The following is a 16,411-nucleotide window of genomic DNA, read 5'->3' on the forward strand; positions in this document are numbered from 1 at the left end:
CGCCCGGGGGTGCGGCCGGGTGGCGGGTTTCTCATCGAGCTCCAAGGAGCCGGTCACGCCCCTACCAGGCTGAGGCGGCATAGTCGTTGACCGAACGCCGCCCCCGATCGCCCCGGCAGGAGAAACAGGCATGGGCAAGCACAGCCGCCAGAGGTCGCGCCGCCGCAGACTCCTGGCCCCGTCCCTGTTCACCGTGCTGTCCGCGGTGGCGGTCGCCGCCCTGCTGAGCGGGACGCACGGGCTGGACCTGTCGGACGCGACGGCCGCCGGGAAGGCGGCCCGCAGCACCCGTGCCGCCGCCGTGCCCGCCCCGGCCACCGATCCGGCGGCGGCCACCCAGGTCGCGGCCCCCGCGTCCTCCGCGCCCGCGCCCGCGACTCCGACCGCCGCCCCGCCGCCGGTCGACCCGTCCACCGCGGCCGCCCCCGCCCACGCCGCCGCTCCCGCCGCCTCCGACGTCGCCCTCGGCACCACCGGCCCGGCCCCGGCCGGCGACCGTGAAGCCGGGACCGTCGGCGCGCTGTTCGGCGGCGCGTTGGCGGCCGGCAACCACTTCTGCACCGCCAGCGTGCTGCACAGCGCCACCGCCAACCTGCTGCTGACCGCCGCGCACTGCCTCGGCGGCACCGACGGCGTCACCTTCGCCCCCGGCTACCGCGACGGCTCCGCCCCGTACGGCACCTGGCAGGTGACCGCGATCCACACCACCGCCGGCTGGGCCCAGAAGGGCGACGTGGACGAGGACTTCGCGATCCTGGAGACGGCCCCCAGCAACGGCCGCAACGTCGAGGACGTGGTCGGCGGCAACCGGCTGGGCGCCGACGAGCCGTTCGACGCCACCGTCCGGCTCTACGGCTACCCCGCCGACTCCGAGACGCCCCTGCTGTGCACCAACACCACCGGACAGCAGAGCGCCTACCAGCGCGTGGTGCACTGCCCGGCCTACCCGTCCGGCACCAGCGGCGGCCCCTGGGTCAACACCGCCACCGGCGACGTGATCGGCGTGATCGGCGGCTACCAGCAGGGCGGCGACACCGACGACGTCTCCTACAGCGCCTCCTTCGACCACGCCGTCGCGGACCTGTACGCCCAGGCGGAGGCGGCGGCCTTCTGAACCCGTCGGGCCCGGTTCCGTGCCGGGCCCGGTCCGGTCCGGCCGCACCGGGCCCGGAACACGACAAAGGCCCAGATCGTGGATCAACTCCACTGATCTGGGCCCTGATTACACTCTCGCAATCACTGCGTGAGTGCCCCCGGTAGGATTCGAACCTACGCACCCGCCTCCGGAGGGCGGTGCTCTATCCCCTGAGCTACGGGGGCCTGTTGGCCTGTCGGTCGCTCGCGCTTCCGACGTGGAGAACACTACCAGGCTTCGGACGCGGCCCGTGCACGGGTTTCCCCGAAGATCGTCGCGGCGGCCCCGGCGGGCGGGGGAGCGGAAGTGCCCAAAGGCCGGACGGGGCGGCGGGGCCGCCGATACCCTCGGTGAGGTGTCGGGAGTGTCCGGGCGGGTCCTCGTGGTGGACGACAGCGAGGTGATCCGCCAGCTGATCAGGATCAACCTGGAGCTCGAAGGCTTCGAGGTGGTGACCGCCGCCGACGGCGCCGAGTGCCTGGAGGTCATCCGCCGGGTGCAGCCGGACGTGGTGACGCTGGACGTGGTGATGCCGCGGCTGGACGGCCTGCGGACGGCGGCCCGGCTGCGCGCGACCCCGGACACCAGCCGGCTGCCGATCGCGATCGTGAGCGCCTGCACCCCGGCGGACCTCGACCTGGGGGAGACGGTCGGGGTGGACGGCTACCTCGGCAAGCCCTTCGACCCGGCCGACCTGGTGGCCCTGGTGCGACGCCTGATGCGGCTCACCGGGCACCCCGGCGGGCCGCCCGGCGAAGAGGCCGGCGAGCAGGCCGGCGAAGGGGCCGTCGCAGTTCGCCCTGAGCGAACAGAGCGCACCGATCGCGGTTGAGACCCCGTAACGACGGCACCCCGGCGTCTCAACCGGTAAACCGAGTGGCGGGCGGGCACCCCGTCTCGCCTACGCTTGGCGTCGTGACCCCCGCAGACCTTTCCCAGGCAATCCAGGCCGCAGTGAGCTCCGCCGTCGAGGCGGGCGAGCTGGCCGTCGCCGTGCCCGAGCACGTGACGGTCGACCGGCCCAAGAACCGGGACCACGGCGACTACGCGACGAACGTGGCCCTCCAGCTCGCCAAGGCGGCCGGCAAGCCGCCGCGAGCCGTTGCCGAGCTGCTGGTCGAGCGACTGCGAGGGATCACCGGCGTCGCCAAGGTCGACATCGCCGGTCCGGGCTTCCTGAACATCACCCTGGACACCGCCACCGCCGGTGCGTTGGCGCGCACCATCGTCGAGGCGGGCGAGGCCTACGGCCGCAACGACGCCCTCGGCGGCCTGAAGATCAACCTGGAGTTCGTCTCCGCCAACCCGACCGGCCCGATCCACATCGGCGGCGTCCGCTGGGCCGCCGTCGGCGACTCGCTGGCGCGCGTGCTGCGGGCCTCCGGCGCCGACGTCACCACCGAGTACTACCTCAACGACGCCGGTGTGCAGATCACCAAGTTCGCCGCCTCGCTGCAGGCCGCCGCGAACGGCCGCGAGGTGCCCGAGGGCGGGTACGTCGGCGAGTACATCGTCGACATCGCCAAGGCGCTCACCGACGCGGTCCCGGGCGTGCTCGACCTGCCCGAGGACGAGCAGCTGCAGGTCTTCCGCACCGAGGGCCTCAAGCTCATGGTGTCCGAGATCCAGCGCTCGATGGACGAGTTCGGCACCCACTTCGACGTGTGGTTCTCGGAGAAGACGCTGCACGACTCCGGCGCGGTCGAGAAGGCCATCGACCGGCTGCGCGAGCAGGGCCACGTCTTCGAGCAGGACGGCGCGGTCTTCCTGCGCACCACCGACTTCGGAGACGACAAGGACCGCGTCCTGATCAAGGCCGACGGCGACAAGACCTACTTCGCCGCCGACGCCGCGTACTACCTGTCCAAGCGGGACCGCGGCGCCGAGGTCGCGCTCTACATGCTGGGCGCCGACCACCACGGCTACGTCAACCGCCTCAAGGCCATCTCGGCCTGCGCGGGCGACGACATGAACCACAACATCGAGGTGAAGATCGGCCAGTTCGTGAAGATGCTTCGCGACGGCGAAGAGGTCCGCATGTCCAAGCGGGCCGGCAACATCATCACGATCGACGACGTGGTCGAGTGGATCGGCGTGGACGCCGCCCGCTACACCCTGGCGCGCTCCTCCACGGACTCGACGATCACGCTGGACATCAACCTGCTGACGAGCCAGACCAACGAGAACCCGGTCTTCTACGTCCAGTACGCGCACACCCGGATGTGCGGCGTGGCGCGCAAGGCCGCCGAGCTGGGCGTGGACAAGGGCACGGTCGAGCAGTTCAAGCCCGAGCTGCTCGCCACCGAGTGGGAGTCCGACGTGCTCGGCCACCTCGCGGAGTTCCCGCGGGTGCTGGCCACGGCCGGCGAGCTGCGCGAGCCGCACCGGGTCGCCGTGTACCTGGAGAAGCTCGCGGGCAAATACCACCGCCTGTACGAGAACTGCATGTTCCTGCCCAAGGGCGACGAGGAGCTCAACGACACGCACCGCGCCCGCCTCTGGCTGGTCGAGGCGACGCGCACCGTGCTCGCCAACGGCCTCACGCTCCTGGGCGTGACGGCGCCCGAGCGGATGTAGGCACCACCCCCAAGCGCACAGCGGGGGCGGCTGACGGTCAACGGGGACCGTCGCCGCCCCTCGCCATAGGTCTCGAAGGATCTACGAAGATGAGCCGCTCCGCACACCCGGCAGGCCCCCGCCACGGCGACGTCCTGCCCGAGGGCCACTACCAGGCCCCGCCCGCCGACCTGAACGCGCTCGACCCCAAGGTCTGGTCGCGCACCGTCGCCCGCGACGCCGAGGGCGTGGCCACCGTCGGCGGCGTCGACGTCAAGCGGCTGGCGGCCGAGTTCGGCACCCCCGCCTACGTGCTGGACGAGGAGGACTTCCGCTCCCGGGCGCGCGCCTGGCGGGACGCCTTCGGCACCGAGGCGGACGTCTACTACGCCGGCAAGGCGTTCCTCTCCAAGGCCGTCGTGCGCTGGCTGCACGAGGAGGGCCTCAACCTCGACGTGTGCAGCGCGGGCGAGCTGGCGGTCGCGCTGGCCGCCGGGATGCCGCCGCGGCGGATCGCGCTGCACGGCAACAACAAGTCGGCGGACGAGCTCGAGCACGCGGTGAAGACCGGCGTCGGGCACATCGTGGTCGACTCCTACGACGAGATCGAGCGCCTGGCCGCGATCGCCGCCCGCCAGGGCGTGCGCCAGCAGGTGCTGATCCGGATCACCGTCGGCGTCGAGGCGCACACCCACGAGTTCATCGCCACCGCGCACGAGGACCAGAAGTTCGGCCTGTCCCTCACCGGGGGCGCGGCCGCCGAGGCGGTGCGCCGGGTGCTCGGCCACGACAGCCTGGAGCTGCGCGGCATCCACTCGCACATCGGCTCGCAGATCTTCGACATGGCCGGCTTCGAGGTGGCCGCCCGCCGGGTGGTCGGCCTGCTGGCCGGGATCCGCGACGAGCACGGTGTCGAGCTGCCCGAGATCGACCTCGGCGGCGGCCTCGGCATCGCGTACACCAGCGAGGACGACCCGCGCGAGCCGGCCGAGATCGCGGCCGCGCTGGCCGACATCGTCCGCCGCGAGTGCGCCGCCGCGAACCTGGACACCCCCCGGCTGAGCGTGGAGCCGGGCCGGGCGATCGTGGGCCCGACGGCGTTCACGCTGTACGAGGTCGGCACCGTCAAGCCGCTGGAGGGCCTGCGCACCTACGTCAGCGTGGACGGCGGGATGTCCGACAACATCCGCACCGCGCTGTACGACGCCGAGTACTCGGTGGCCCTGGTGTCGCGCACCAGCGACGCCGAGCCGATGCTGGTGCGGGTGGTCGGCAAGCACTGCGAGTCCGGCGACATCGTCGTCCGGGACGCCTTCCTGCCGGCCGACCTGGCCGCCGGCGACCTGATCGCGGTCCCCGCCACCGGCGCCTACTGCCGTTCGATGGCGAGCAATTACAACCACGCCCTCAAGCCCCCCGTGCTCGCCGTCAAGGACGGTGCGGCGCGGGTGATCGTCCGGCGCGAGACGGAGGAGGATCTCCTGCGTCTGGATATCGGATGACGAAATCCTTGTCTCAGATCATGGAACGACCGTAGATCCGTACGGAAAGTCCCGGAGACTGGTACGGACCGAAGTTTCCGGCGGTCCAGGAAAACCCGCCGGAAATTACCGAAGCTGATGAATGCAGAGCGGAGTCGGATGATGCGTACGCGCCCGCTGAAGGTGGCGTTGCTGGGTTGTGGTGTGGTGGGCTCCGAGGTGGCGCGCATCATGACGACGACGGCCGACGACCTCGCCGCTCGCATCGGTGCTCCGGTCGAGCTGGCCGGGATCGCGGTCCGCCGCGCCGGGCGGACCCGCCCGGGCGTCCCCGAGCACCTGATCACCACCGACGCCGAGGCCCTGGTCAACCGGGGCGACATCGACGTGGTGGTCGAGGTGGTGGGCGGCATCGAGCCGTCCAAATCGCTGATCCTGTCCGCCTTCGGGCAGGGCGCCTCGGTGGTCAGCGCCAACAAGGCGCTGCTCGCCAAGGACGGCACCGAGCTGCACGCCGCGGCCGCCGGGGCCGGGGTGGACCTGTACTACGAGGCCGCGGTGGCGGGCGCGATCCCGCTGCTGCGTCCGCTGCGCGAGTCCCTCGCGGGCGACAAGGTCAACCGGGTGCTGGGCATCGTCAACGGCACCACCAACTTCATCCTCGACAAGATGGACACCACCGGCGCCGGTTACTCGGAGGCGTTGGAGGAGGCCACCGCGCTGGGCTACGCCGAGGCCGACCCGACGGCCGACGTCGAGGGCTTCGACGCCGCCGCCAAGGCCGCGATCCTGGCCGGCATCGCCTTCCACACCAAGGTCACCGCGGCGGACGTCTACCGCGAGGGCATCACCGAGGTGACCGCGGCCGACATCGCCTCCGCCAAGGAGATGGGCTGCGTGGTCAAGCTGCTCGCGATCTGCGAGCGGGCCGCGGACGGCGAGTCCGTCACCGCGCGGGTCCACCCGGCGATGATCCCGCTGTCGCACCCGCTGGCCTCCGTCCGCGAGGCGTACAACGCGGTGTTCGTCGAGGCCGAGGCGGCCGGCCGGCTGATGTTCTACGGCCCGGGCGCGGGCGGTTCGCCGACCGCCTCCGCGGTGCTCGGCGACCTGGTCGCGGTCTGTCGCAACAAGCTGACCGGCGCCACCGGTCCCGGTGACTCGGTGTACACCCGGCTGCCGGCCAAGCCGATGGACGAGGTGGTCACCCGCTACCACGTCAGCCTGGACGTGGACGACCGCGCGGGCGTGCTCGCGCAGGTCGCGTCCGTCTTCGCCGAGCACGGCGTGTCCATCGACACCGTGCGCCAGCAGGGCCGCGACGGCGACGCCTCGCTCGTCGTGGTCACCCACCGTGCCACCGACGCCGCGCTGTCGGCGACGGTCGACAAGCTCCGCGCGCTGGACAGCGTGCGGGACGTGGCCAGCATCATGAGGGTCGAAGGGGAATAAGGAACCAGCCATGAACGCCGTTGCCGAGAACGTCGTCCGAGGCGCGCACACCCACCAGTGGCGCGGCCTGATCGAGGAGTACCGGGACCGCCTGCCGGTCACCGCGGCCACCCCGGTGGTCACCCTGCTGGAGGGCGGCACGCCCCTGGTCCCCGCCCAGGTGCTCTCCGAGCGCACGGGCTGCGAGGTCTACCTCAAGGTCGAGGGCGCCAACCCGACCGGTTCCTTCAAGGACCGCGGGATGACGATGGCCATCTCCAAGGCCAAGGAGGAGGGCGCGCAGGCGGTCATCTGCGCGTCCACCGGCAACACCTCGGCCTCCGCCGCCGCGTACGCGGTGCGGGCCGGGATGGTCTCCGCGGTGCTCGTCCCGCAGGGCAAGATCGCCCTCGGCAAGATGGGCCAGGCGCTGGTGCACGGCGCCAGGATCCTGCAGGTCGACGGGAACTTCGACGACTGCCTCACCCTCGCGCGCGAACTGTCCGAGAAGTACCCGGTGGCGCTGGTCAACTCGGTCAACCCGGTGCGGATCGAGGGCCAGAAGACCGCGGCCTTCGAGATCGTCGACATGCTCGGCGACGCCCCGGACATCCACGTCCTGCCGGTCGGCAACGCGGGCAACATCACCGCGTACTGGAAGGGCTACCGCGAGTACGCCGCGGACGGCCTCGCCACCCGCACCCCGCGGATGTGGGGCTTCCAGGCCTCCGGCTCGGCCCCGATCGTGGACGGCGCGCCGGTGCTCAAGCCGCAGACCATCGCCACCGCCATCCGGATCGGCAACCCGGCCTCCTGGGACTTCGCGCTCGCCGCGCGGGACGAGTCCGGCGGCCTCATCGACAAGGTGACGGACCGTCAGATCCTGTCCGCCTACCGGCTGTTGGCCTCGCAGGAGGGCGTCTTCGTGGAGCCGGCCTCGGCCGCCTCGGTGGCCGGTCTGCTGGCCAAGGCGGAGGCCGGCCTGGTCGACCCGGGCCAGCGGATCGTCTGCACCGTGACCGGCAACGGCCTGAAGGACCCGGACTGGGCGGTGGCCGGAGCGCCGCAGCCGCAGATCGTCCCGATCGACCCGGAGGCGGCCGCCCGCAGCCTCGGACTGCTCGACCGGTAACGGGCGCCGGCACGTCGACGGGCCGACCCTTTCGGGGGTCGGCCCGTCGGAGTTCCCGACTGACACTTTTGTGTCAATTGGGCTGCGCATTGCGATCCGTTTCCACCCCTCCCTTTGACGGAGGGGGGTGTGCATTCCGGCCAGAACCGGCAACACACCAGATCGAAGGCCCACGGGGTGTACCGCTGGGGAACCTCTCTTCGATACTCTGGCCTCGGCCGTGTGGCAGATGCCCCGGGCCCGGCGGGTCCGGGCCGCGCCGACCGTCGCGACCGCCCGCCCCCGAGGGGCCGCGGTCCGTTCCCCACCCTCGCACCGACGACGCGCTCCGCGCCGCCCGATTTCCCCAGGAGAGTCCACCGCATGGCCGGTCCTGCGTTCCGTGCCGCCGCCGTCCGGGTCAGGGTTCCCGCGACCAGCGCCAACCTCGGCCCGGGCTTCGACGCCTTCGGGCTCGCGCTGGGTCTGTACGACGACGTCGTCGTCCGGGTCGCCGACTCCGGCCTCTCCGTCGACATCGCCGGCGAGGGCTCCGACACGTTGCCGCGCGACGAGCGCCACCTGCTGGTCCGCTCGATGCGCGCCGCCTTCGACCGGCTCGGCGGCCAGCCGCGGGGCCTCGAAGTGGTCTGCGCCAACCGGATACCGCACGGCCGCGGCCTCGGCTCCTCCTCGGCCGCCATCTGCGCCGGCATCGTCGCCGCCCGCGCGGTGACCATCGGCGGCCCGTCCGCGCTGGACGACGACGCGCTGCTGGCCCTCGCCTCCGAGCTGGAGGGCCACCCGGACAACGTCGCGGCCTGCCTGCGCGGCAACTTCACCATCGCCTGGACCGACGAGGAGTCGGCCAAGGCGGTCGCGCTGGAGCCGTCCGATCAGGTCGTCCCGGTGGTGTTCGTGCCGGCCGGCGAAGTGCTCACAGAGACCGCGCGCGGGCTGCTGCCGAGGACCGTCCCGCTGGCCGACGCGGCCGTCAACGCCGGCCGCTCCGCACTGCTGGTGGAGGCGCTGACCAGGCGCCCCGAGCTGCTCCTCGCCGCCACCGAGGACCGGCTGCACCAGGACTACCGCGCCTCCGCGATGCCGGACAGCGCCGCCCTGGTCGGCGCGCTGCGTGCCGAGGGCGTCCCCGCGGTCATCTCCGGGGCCGGCCCGACCGTCCTGGCGCTGACCGACGAGGCGGGCGCCGACAAGGTGCTCTCCTTCGCCGGGCACCACGGCCACGGCGGCGACCCGGCGTTCGCCGCGCACCGGCTGGACGTCGACCGCACCGGGGCCGTCGTGCTCCCGCTGGACGTCTGAGCAGCCCGAACGGGCCGCTCGGGACCCGGCGCCGGCACCCTGCCGAGCCGGGTCCGGCGGACACGATTGGCAAGCGCAAGGCTGGGGAATGTCTGAGGGGGTCGGTAGTGTTAACCTCATTGCTGCACCAGGTGCCCTCCGGGGCTAGGTGCGCCGCGTCCCGATCCCAGCACTCCACGGCAGTGGAGTCCCGGCGATGCACGGGGCGACGATTCTCCGGGAGCCCACCGCAGCGCGTACGCAGCCTGCCTGCGCGACACGCGGCCGCATCCCGAAGCCGTGACGGCACCTGACTCCCACCCGCGGCCTCCCACCTTGAGGCCAGGACGGGCGGAGCGCGGGCCACCGTCACGCGACGGGGGCCCGGGATTCGCAGGGAGCGTGGGGGTTACGCCCTCAGGGGAGGTCGACACACGACCGGCCCACGCGCCACTCAGCACCACCGTGCTTCAAGCACCGCACCTCGTACGTAGCTCTCCCTCGACGGGCTCCCGCCATTCGAGGGATCACCGCCTCGGACCGACGCAGTCGAGCGTTGGTCAGGACAGCACAACCGGTCGCCGAGCCAGACAGGCCGACGTCCGCTCCAGGGAAGGACCCTTAGTGAGCGACTCCACCGATCTGATGGGCGCGCGCCCGGACGCCGAGGCGTCGGACGCAGCCGCCGCCCCCGCTGCCCCGGCCCGGCGCCGCCGCAGCGCCGCCGCGGGCCTGGACGGCATGGTCCTGGCCGAGCTGCAGAAGCTCGCCGCGGACCTTGGCATCACCGGTACCGGACGCATGCGCAAGAGCCAGCTGATCGAGACCATCAAGGAGAAGAGCGGCGGGGACCCGCTGCTCGCCGCCGGTGGCACCGCCCCGGCCGCCAAGCGCACCGCCGCCAAGGCGGACGCCGAGGCCCCGGCCGAGAAGCCGGCCCGCCGCACCAAGGCCGCCGCCAAGGCGGCCGAGGCTCCGGCCGCCGCCGAGCCGCAGGCCCAGATCGAGATCCCGGTCCAGGCCGCCGCCGAGACCGCCGCGCCCGCCCGTACCGAGCGCACCCGCCGCCGGGCCACCTCGGCCGCCGGCGCGCCCACCGCCCCGGTCGCGGAGGCCCCGGCCGAGGCCGCCACCGTCGCGGTCGCCGAGCCGAAGCAGGCCGAGGCCCGCCCGGCCGAGACCCGCGGCTTCGAGGGCCGCGAGGACGGCCGCGAGAGCCGTCGCGACCGCCGTGAGCGGCGCGACCGTCGCGAGGGCGGCGAGCGCACCGAGCGTACGGAGCGCACCGAGCGTCAGGAGACCGGCGAGGCCCAGGACGCCGATGGCCGCGAGTCGCGCCGCGACCGCCGCAACCGCCGCGAGCGCACCGACCGCACCGACCGCCAGTCCCAGCAGGGCGGCGGCCAGCAGCAGGGCGGCCAGGCCGACCAGCAGGGCCGCCAGACCCAGCAGGCCCAGCAGCCGCAGGTCCAGCAGGGCGGCTACGAGGACGACGAGTTCGGCGACGGCCGCCGTGGCCGGCGCGGGCGCTACCGCGACCGCCGTGGCCGTCGCGGCCGCGACGGCTTCGAGGTCGGCGTGGCCGAGCCGCAGGTCGGCGAGGACGACGTCCTGATCCCGGTCGCGGGCATCCTCGACATCCTCGACAACTACGCGTTCGTGCGCACCTCCGGCTACCTGCCGGGCCAGAACGACGTCTACGTCTCGCTCGCCCAGGTCCGCAAGAACGGCCTGCGCAAGGGTGACGCCATCACCGGCGCGGTGCGCCAGCCCAAGGACGGCGAGCGCCGCGAGAAGTTCAACGCCATGGTGCGGCTGGACTCCGTCAACGGCATGGACCCGGAGAGCGGCCGTGGCCGTCCCGAGTTCAACAAGCTCACCCCGCTCTACCCGCAGGACCGGCTGCGCCTGGAGACCGACCCGGGCGTGCTGACCACCCGGATCATCGACCTGGTGTCGCCGATCGGCAAGGGCCAGCGCGGTCTGATCGTCGCGCCGCCGAAGACCGGCAAGACCATGGTGCTCCAGGCGGTCGCCAACGCGATCACCCACAACAACCCCGAGTGCCACCTGATGGTCGTCCTGGTCGACGAGCGTCCGGAAGAGGTCACCGACATGCAGCGGTCGGTGAAGGGCGAGGTCATCTCCTCGACCTTCGACCGCCCGGCCGAGGACCACACCACCGTCGCCGAGCTGGCCATCGAGCGCGCCAAGCGCCTGGTGGAGCTGGGCCACGACGTGGTCATCCTGCTGGACTCGATCACCCGTCTCGGCCGCGCCTACAACCTGGCCGCGCCGGCCTCCGGCCGCATCCTGTCCGGTGGTGTCGACTCGACCGCGCTGTACCCGCCGAAGAAGTTCTTCGGTGCCGCGCGCAACATCGAGAACGGCGGCTCGCTGACCATCCTGGCCACCGCGCTGGTCGAGACCGGCTCGCGCATGGACGAGGTGATCTTCGAGGAGTTCAAGGGCACCGGCAACATGGAGCTCAAGCTCGACCGGAAGCTCTCGGACAAGCGCATCTTCCCGGCCGTCGACGTGGATGCCTCCAGCACCCGCAAGGAGGAGATCCTGCTCGGCAGCGAGGAGTTGGCCATCGTCTGGAAGCTGCGCCGGGTGCTGCACGCGCTCGACTCGCAGCAGGCGATCGAGCTGCTCCTGGACAAGATGAAGCAGACCAAGAGCAACGCCGAGTTCCTGATGCAGATCGCCAAGACCACCCCCGGCTCCAACGACTGACCGTAGCCGGACGGTTGTCCGAGCACGGAACCCCGGATCGCGCGAGCGGTCCGGGGTTCCGTGCGTCCGGCCCGGTTTGTTCCAGAGTCGGGACAACTTGAGGGCGTTTGGATCATGTTGTCCGATTTACTCTGGACCGTATGGCCGAACACAAGAGGGTTCCAGGGCGCCGCCGCAGAGTCCTGCGGACGGCCGCCTGCGCGTTCGTCGCGCTCGTCGTCCTCGGCGCCGGCGCGGCCCTCTTCGTCTGGTTCAGGCTCAACGGCAACATCAAGAGCGTCGACATCGACGCCCGGCTCGGCGACGCCCGGCCGCCGGCCGCCACCGACGGCTCCTTCAACATCCTGGTGCTCGGCTCCGACTCGCGCGGCGGCGACAACGGCTCGATCGCGGGCGGGGACACCGGCGACACCGCCCGCTCGGACACCGCGATGGTGGTGCACATCAACCAGGACCACTCCCGCGCCCAGGTCGTCTCGGTCCCGCGCGACACCCTGGTCGCCCGCCCCGACTGCACCGACCCGAGCGGCCGGACCGTGCCCGGCGCCAAGCGCGCGATGTACAACAGCGCCTTCGAGAGCGGTGGCGCGGTCTGCGCCGTCAAGACCACCGAGCAGCTCACCGGGCTGCGGATGGACCACTACCTGCAGATCGACTTCGCCGGCTTCGCCCGGGTCGTGGACGCGATGGGCGGGGCCACCGTGACCACCGCGGTGGCCATCCACGACAAGGACAGCGGGCTCGACCTGCCGCCCGGCGAGCACCACCTGGACGGCCGGCAGGCACTGGCCTTCGTGCGCACCCGGCACGGCGTCGGCGACGGCAGCGACCTCGGCCGGATCGAGCTCCAGAAGCAGATGGTGAAGTCGCTGCTGCAGCAGGTCGGGGGGAACGGGATGCTCACCGACCCGGTCAAGCTGTGGTCGATCGGCGACACCGTGACCAGGAGCATCACCACCGACTCCGCGCTCGGCTCGGTGAACTCGCTGGTCGGGCTCGCCCAGGAGCTCAAGGGGATAGGCCCGGACCAGCTGAGCATGGTCACCCTGCCGGTGGAGACGGCCCCCGGCGACCCGAACCGGGTGGTCGAGCAGCAGCCGCAGGCCGGGCAGGTCTGGGGGGCGCTCAAGGCCGACCGGGCGTTCCCGTCGGCGGTCGTCTCCGCGCAGCCGGAGAACCCCGCCCAGGCGGCTCCCACGGCGGCTCCCACGACGGCCCCCTCGACGGCCGCACGGGACGCCGGGAAGGCCACCCCGAAGGCCGCCCCGAAGGCCGGAACGGCGCACTGAGGGCGCCCGGAATATCCCGGAACGCGACCCGGTTTGGGAAGATGCGGCCGGTCCTGGCAGACTGGTCCGTCGGTCCCGGTTCACGTGCGGCGCTCCAGCCGCCGACCCGGTGCCCTCCCGAAACCTAGGAGAACCCCTTGAAGCCCAACGTTCACCCCGAGTACGTGGTCACCCGTGTGACCTGCACCTGCGGTGCCGAGTTCACCACCCGCTCGACCGAGACCAGTGGCGAGATCCGCGCCGAGGTCTGCTCGCAGTGCCACCCGTTCTACACCGGCAAGCAGAAGATCCTCGACACCGGTGGCCGCGTGGCCCGCTTCGAGGCCCGCTTCGGCAAGCAGCACAGCGCGAAGGCCTAGCGCTCCCTCGGCGCCGGTTCCCGGTGCCCCCGTACTCGTTGTCGGGGGCGCTGGGGGCCGGCGCCGTTCGCGTCCCCCCGCGAGTTCCCCACCCCCCACATGTTTCCGAGTCCCCGGGAAGAAGGCCACCCCATGTTCGAGGCAGTCGAAGAGCTCCTCGTCGAGCACGCCGACCTCGAAACGAGGCTGGCCGACCCGTCCGTCCACGCGGACCAGAACAACGCCCGCAAGCTGGCCAAGCGGTACGCCGAGCTGACCCCGATCACCCGGGTCTACCGGCAGTGGCGGCAGGCCGGCGAGGACATCGAGGCCGCGCGCGAACTCGCCGCCGAGGAACCGGAGTTCCTCGCCGAGGTGAAGGACTCCGAGGCACGCCGGGACGAGCTCACCGAGGAGCTGCGGCTGCTGCTGGTGCCGCGCGACCCGAGTGACGACAAGGACGTCATCCTGGAGATCAAGGCGGGCGAGGGCGGCGAGGAGTCCGCGCTGTTCGCCGGCGACCTGCTCCGGATGTACCTGCGCTTCGCGGAGCGGGTCGGCTGGAAGACCGAGCTCATCGACTCCAACGAGTCCGACCTCGGCGGCTACAAGGACGTCTCGGTGGCCGTGAAGACCAAGGGCAACACCGAGCCCGGCCAGGGCGTCTGGGCCCGGCTGAAGTACGAGGGCGGCGTGCACCGCGTGCAGCGCGTCCCCGCCACCGAGTCGCAGGGCCGCATCCACACCTCCGCGGCGGGCGTGCTGGTCACCCCCGAGGCGGAGGAGGTCGAGGTCGAGATCGTCGCCAACGACCTGCGGATCGACGTCTACCGCTCCTCCGGCCCCGGCGGCCAGTCGGTCAACACCACCGACTCCGCGGTCCGGATCACCCACCTGCCGACCGGTATCGTGGCGTCCTGCCAGAACGAGAAGAGCCAGCTCCAGAACAAGGAGCAGGCGATGCGGATCCTGCGTTCGCGGCTGCTGGCCGCCGCGCAGGAGGAGGCCGAGCGGGAGGCCTCGGACGCGCGCCGCAGCCAGGTCCGCACCGTGGACCGCTCCGAGCGGATCCGCACGTACAACTACCCCGAGAACCGCATCTCGGACCACCGCACCGGATTCAAGGCGTACAACCTGGACCAGGTCCTGGACGGCGACCTGAACGCGGTGATCCAGTCCTGCGTCGACAAGGACGCGGCGGCCAAGCTCGCCGCGGCCCAAGAGAACTGAGACCGGCGCGCCCCAGCCCGCGTTTCGCCCGGAGCCGGAGAAACAAGAGGTCGTACGGATGAACCTGCTGCTCGCCGAGGTGGCCCAGGCCACCCAGCGGTTGGCCGCGGCCGGCGTGCCGTCGCCGCGCTTCGACGCGGAGGAGCTCGCCGCCTACGTCCACAACGTCAAGCGCAGCCAGCTGCACACGGTGAAGGACGCCGACTTCGACGCCCGCTACTGGGAGGCCGTCTCCCGCCGCGAGGCGCGCGAGCCGCTCCAGCACATCACCGGGCGGGCGTTCTTCCGCTACCTCGAACTGGAGGTCGGCCCCGGGGTGTTCGTGCCCCGGCCGGAGACCGAGACGGTCGTCGAGTGGGCGATAGACGCGGTGCGCGACATGGACGTGGCCGAGCCGCTGGTGGTGGACCTGTGCTCCGGCTCCGGCGCGATCGCCCTCGCCCTGGCCCAGGAGCTGCCGCGCTCGACCGTGCACGCCTTCGAACTGGACGAGGGCGCGCTGGAGTACACCCGGCGCAACATCGAGGCCAGCCCGGACCGCGCCCGGGTCACCCTGCACGCCGGTGACGCAACCAGGGCCTTCGAGGACGACCGCTCCTGGGACGGCCGCTTCGACCTGGTCATCTCCAACCCGCCGTACATCCCGCTCACCGAGTGGGAGTACGTCGCGCCGGAGGCCCGCGACCACGACCCGCAGATGTCGCTGTTCTCCGGCGAGGACGGCCTGGACACCATCCGCGGCATCGAGCGGGTCGCGGCCCGACTGCTGCGCCCGGGCGGCGCGGTGGTCATCGAGCACGCCGACCAGCAGGGCGGCCAGGTGCCGTGGATCTTCAACGAGGAACACGGCTGGACGGACACCGCCGACCACCGCGACCTGAACAACCGGCCGCGCTTCACGACCGCCCGGAGGGTCGGGTCGTGAAGAATCGGGCGCAGTACGACCGCCCGGAGGGTCGGGTCGTGAAGAATCGGGCGCAGTACGACCGCCCGGAGGGTCGGGTTGTGAACACCGAGCGCAGTACGACCGCCCGGAGGGTCGGGTCGTGAACACCGAGCGCCGTACGACAGCGCGCAAGGCCGCGCTGTGACCACAGTGGCGGCCGTAGTGACTGCCATGAGCCACTCCGGAAGGGGACCGCACCGATGAGCCGCCGCTACGACTGTGCCGATGCCGGGGACCGCGCCACCGGTCTGCGCGAGGCCGCCTCGGCCGTCCGCCGCGGCGAACTCGTCGTGCTGCCCACCGACACCCTGTACGGGGTCGGTGCGGACGCCTTCTCCCCGGAGGCCGTCGCCGAGCTGATGGCCGCCCGCGGCCGCGGCCGCAACACGCCCTCGCCGGTGCTGGTCGGCTCGCCGACCACCCTGCACGGCCTGGTCACCGACTTCTCCGAGCAGGCCTGGGAGCTGGTCGACGCGTTCTGGCCCGGCGGGCTCACCCTGGTCGCCCGGCACCAGCCCTCGCTGCGCTGGGACCTCGGCGACACCCGCGGCACCGTCGCGGTCCGGATGCCGCTGCACCCGGTCGCCATCGAGCTGCTGAACGCCACCGGCCCGCTGGCCGTCTCCAGCGCCAACCGGATCGGCGGGACGCCCCCGCTGACCTGCGACGAGGCCCAGGCCCAGCTCGGCGACGCGATCTCGGTCTACCTGGACGGCGGGGCGGCCGAGGACTCCGCCACCTCGTCGATCGTCGACGTCACGGGCAAGGTCCCGGTCCTGCTGCGGGCCGGCGCGATCAGCGTCGAGCAGCTGAGGGAGGTCGTCCCCGACCTGGAGGCCGGCAGTTGACGCCC

General features: G+C 72.3%; 13 protein-coding genes and 1 tRNA gene. 13 read left to right on the forward strand and 1 reads right to left on the reverse strand.

What is annotated here, in order from left to right:
- Positions 1-130: 130 nt before the first annotated feature.
- The gene (locus ACWGJO_RS02325; protein WP_452181757.1) at positions 131-1,114 is read left to right on the forward strand and encodes a trypsin-like serine peptidase; all 984 of its coding nucleotides are present in this window, start codon (positions 131-133) and stop codon (positions 1,112-1,114) included.
- A gap of 134 nt (positions 1,115-1,248) precedes the next feature.
- Here the strand turns inward: ACWGJO_RS02325 and ACWGJO_RS02330 are convergent.
- A tRNA-Arg gene (locus ACWGJO_RS02330) sits at positions 1,249-1,320 on the reverse strand.
- 170 nt (positions 1,321-1,490) lie between these two features.
- On the opposite strand from ACWGJO_RS02330, the gene ACWGJO_RS02335 reads away from it, so the two are divergent.
- From ACWGJO_RS02335 to ACWGJO_RS02390, 12 genes are all read left to right on the forward strand, one after another.
- Positions 1,491-1,967 carry a response regulator gene (locus ACWGJO_RS02335; protein WP_452181758.1) on the forward strand — a complete coding sequence of 159 codons (477 nt, stop codon included), beginning with the start codon at positions 1,491-1,493 and terminating at the stop codon, positions 1,965-1,967.
- A gap of 83 nt (positions 1,968-2,050) precedes the next feature.
- A complete protein-coding gene (gene argS / locus ACWGJO_RS02340; protein ID WP_401051481.1) occupies positions 2,051-3,712 on the forward strand; it encodes an arginine--tRNA ligase in 1,662 nt (553 codons plus the stop codon).
- 89 nt (positions 3,713-3,801) lie between these two features.
- Complete coding sequence (gene lysA / locus ACWGJO_RS02345; protein WP_452181759.1) at positions 3,802-5,193, forward strand: diaminopimelate decarboxylase; 1,392 nt, start codon at positions 3,802-3,804, stop codon at positions 5,191-5,193.
- 138 nt (positions 5,194-5,331) lie between these two features.
- Positions 5,332-6,624, forward strand: a complete 1,293-nt coding sequence (locus tag ACWGJO_RS02350) for a homoserine dehydrogenase (RefSeq protein ID WP_452181760.1) — start codon at positions 5,332-5,334, stop codon at positions 6,622-6,624.
- A 10-nt stretch (positions 6,625-6,634) separates the two neighbouring features.
- Positions 6,635-7,735 (forward strand): threonine synthase, encoded by a 1,101-nt coding sequence (gene thrC / locus ACWGJO_RS02355; RefSeq protein ID WP_049655889.1) that lies wholly within the window; start codon positions 6,635-6,637, stop codon positions 7,733-7,735.
- A 363-nt stretch (positions 7,736-8,098) separates the two neighbouring features.
- The gene (gene thrB, locus ACWGJO_RS02360) at positions 8,099-9,037 is read left to right on the forward strand and encodes a homoserine kinase (RefSeq protein WP_452181761.1); all 939 of its coding nucleotides are present in this window, start codon (positions 8,099-8,101) and stop codon (positions 9,035-9,037) included.
- Positions 9,038-9,640: 603 nt separating this feature from the next.
- A complete protein-coding gene (rho, locus tag ACWGJO_RS02365; RefSeq protein ID WP_452181762.1) occupies positions 9,641-11,755 on the forward strand; it encodes a transcription termination factor Rho in 2,115 nt (704 codons plus the stop codon).
- Between the two features lie 140 nt (positions 11,756-11,895).
- A complete protein-coding gene (locus ACWGJO_RS02370; RefSeq protein ID WP_452181763.1) occupies positions 11,896-13,044 on the forward strand; it encodes an LCP family protein in 1,149 nt (382 codons plus the stop codon).
- Positions 13,045-13,181: 137 nt separating this feature from the next.
- Entirely contained in the window at positions 13,182-13,403 is a 222-nt protein-coding gene (gene rpmE / locus ACWGJO_RS02375) for a 50S ribosomal protein L31 (RefSeq protein WP_030057539.1), read from the forward strand.
- 132 nt (positions 13,404-13,535) lie between these two features.
- Entirely contained in the window at positions 13,536-14,612 is a 1,077-nt protein-coding gene (gene prfA / locus ACWGJO_RS02380) for a peptide chain release factor 1 (protein WP_452181764.1), read from the forward strand.
- Positions 14,613-14,670: 58 nt separating this feature from the next.
- Positions 14,671-15,537, forward strand: a complete 867-nt coding sequence (prmC, locus tag ACWGJO_RS02385) for a peptide chain release factor N(5)-glutamine methyltransferase (protein ID WP_359899971.1) — start codon at positions 14,671-14,673, stop codon at positions 15,535-15,537.
- A gap of 221 nt (positions 15,538-15,758) precedes the next feature.
- On the forward strand, positions 15,759-16,406 hold the full coding sequence (locus tag ACWGJO_RS02390; RefSeq protein WP_359899969.1) for an L-threonylcarbamoyladenylate synthase: 648 nt from the start codon (positions 15,759-15,761) through the stop codon (positions 16,404-16,406).
- Positions 16,407-16,411 lie beyond the last annotated feature (5 nt).

It is taken from the genome of Kitasatospora sp. NPDC054795, assembly GCF_053611565.1.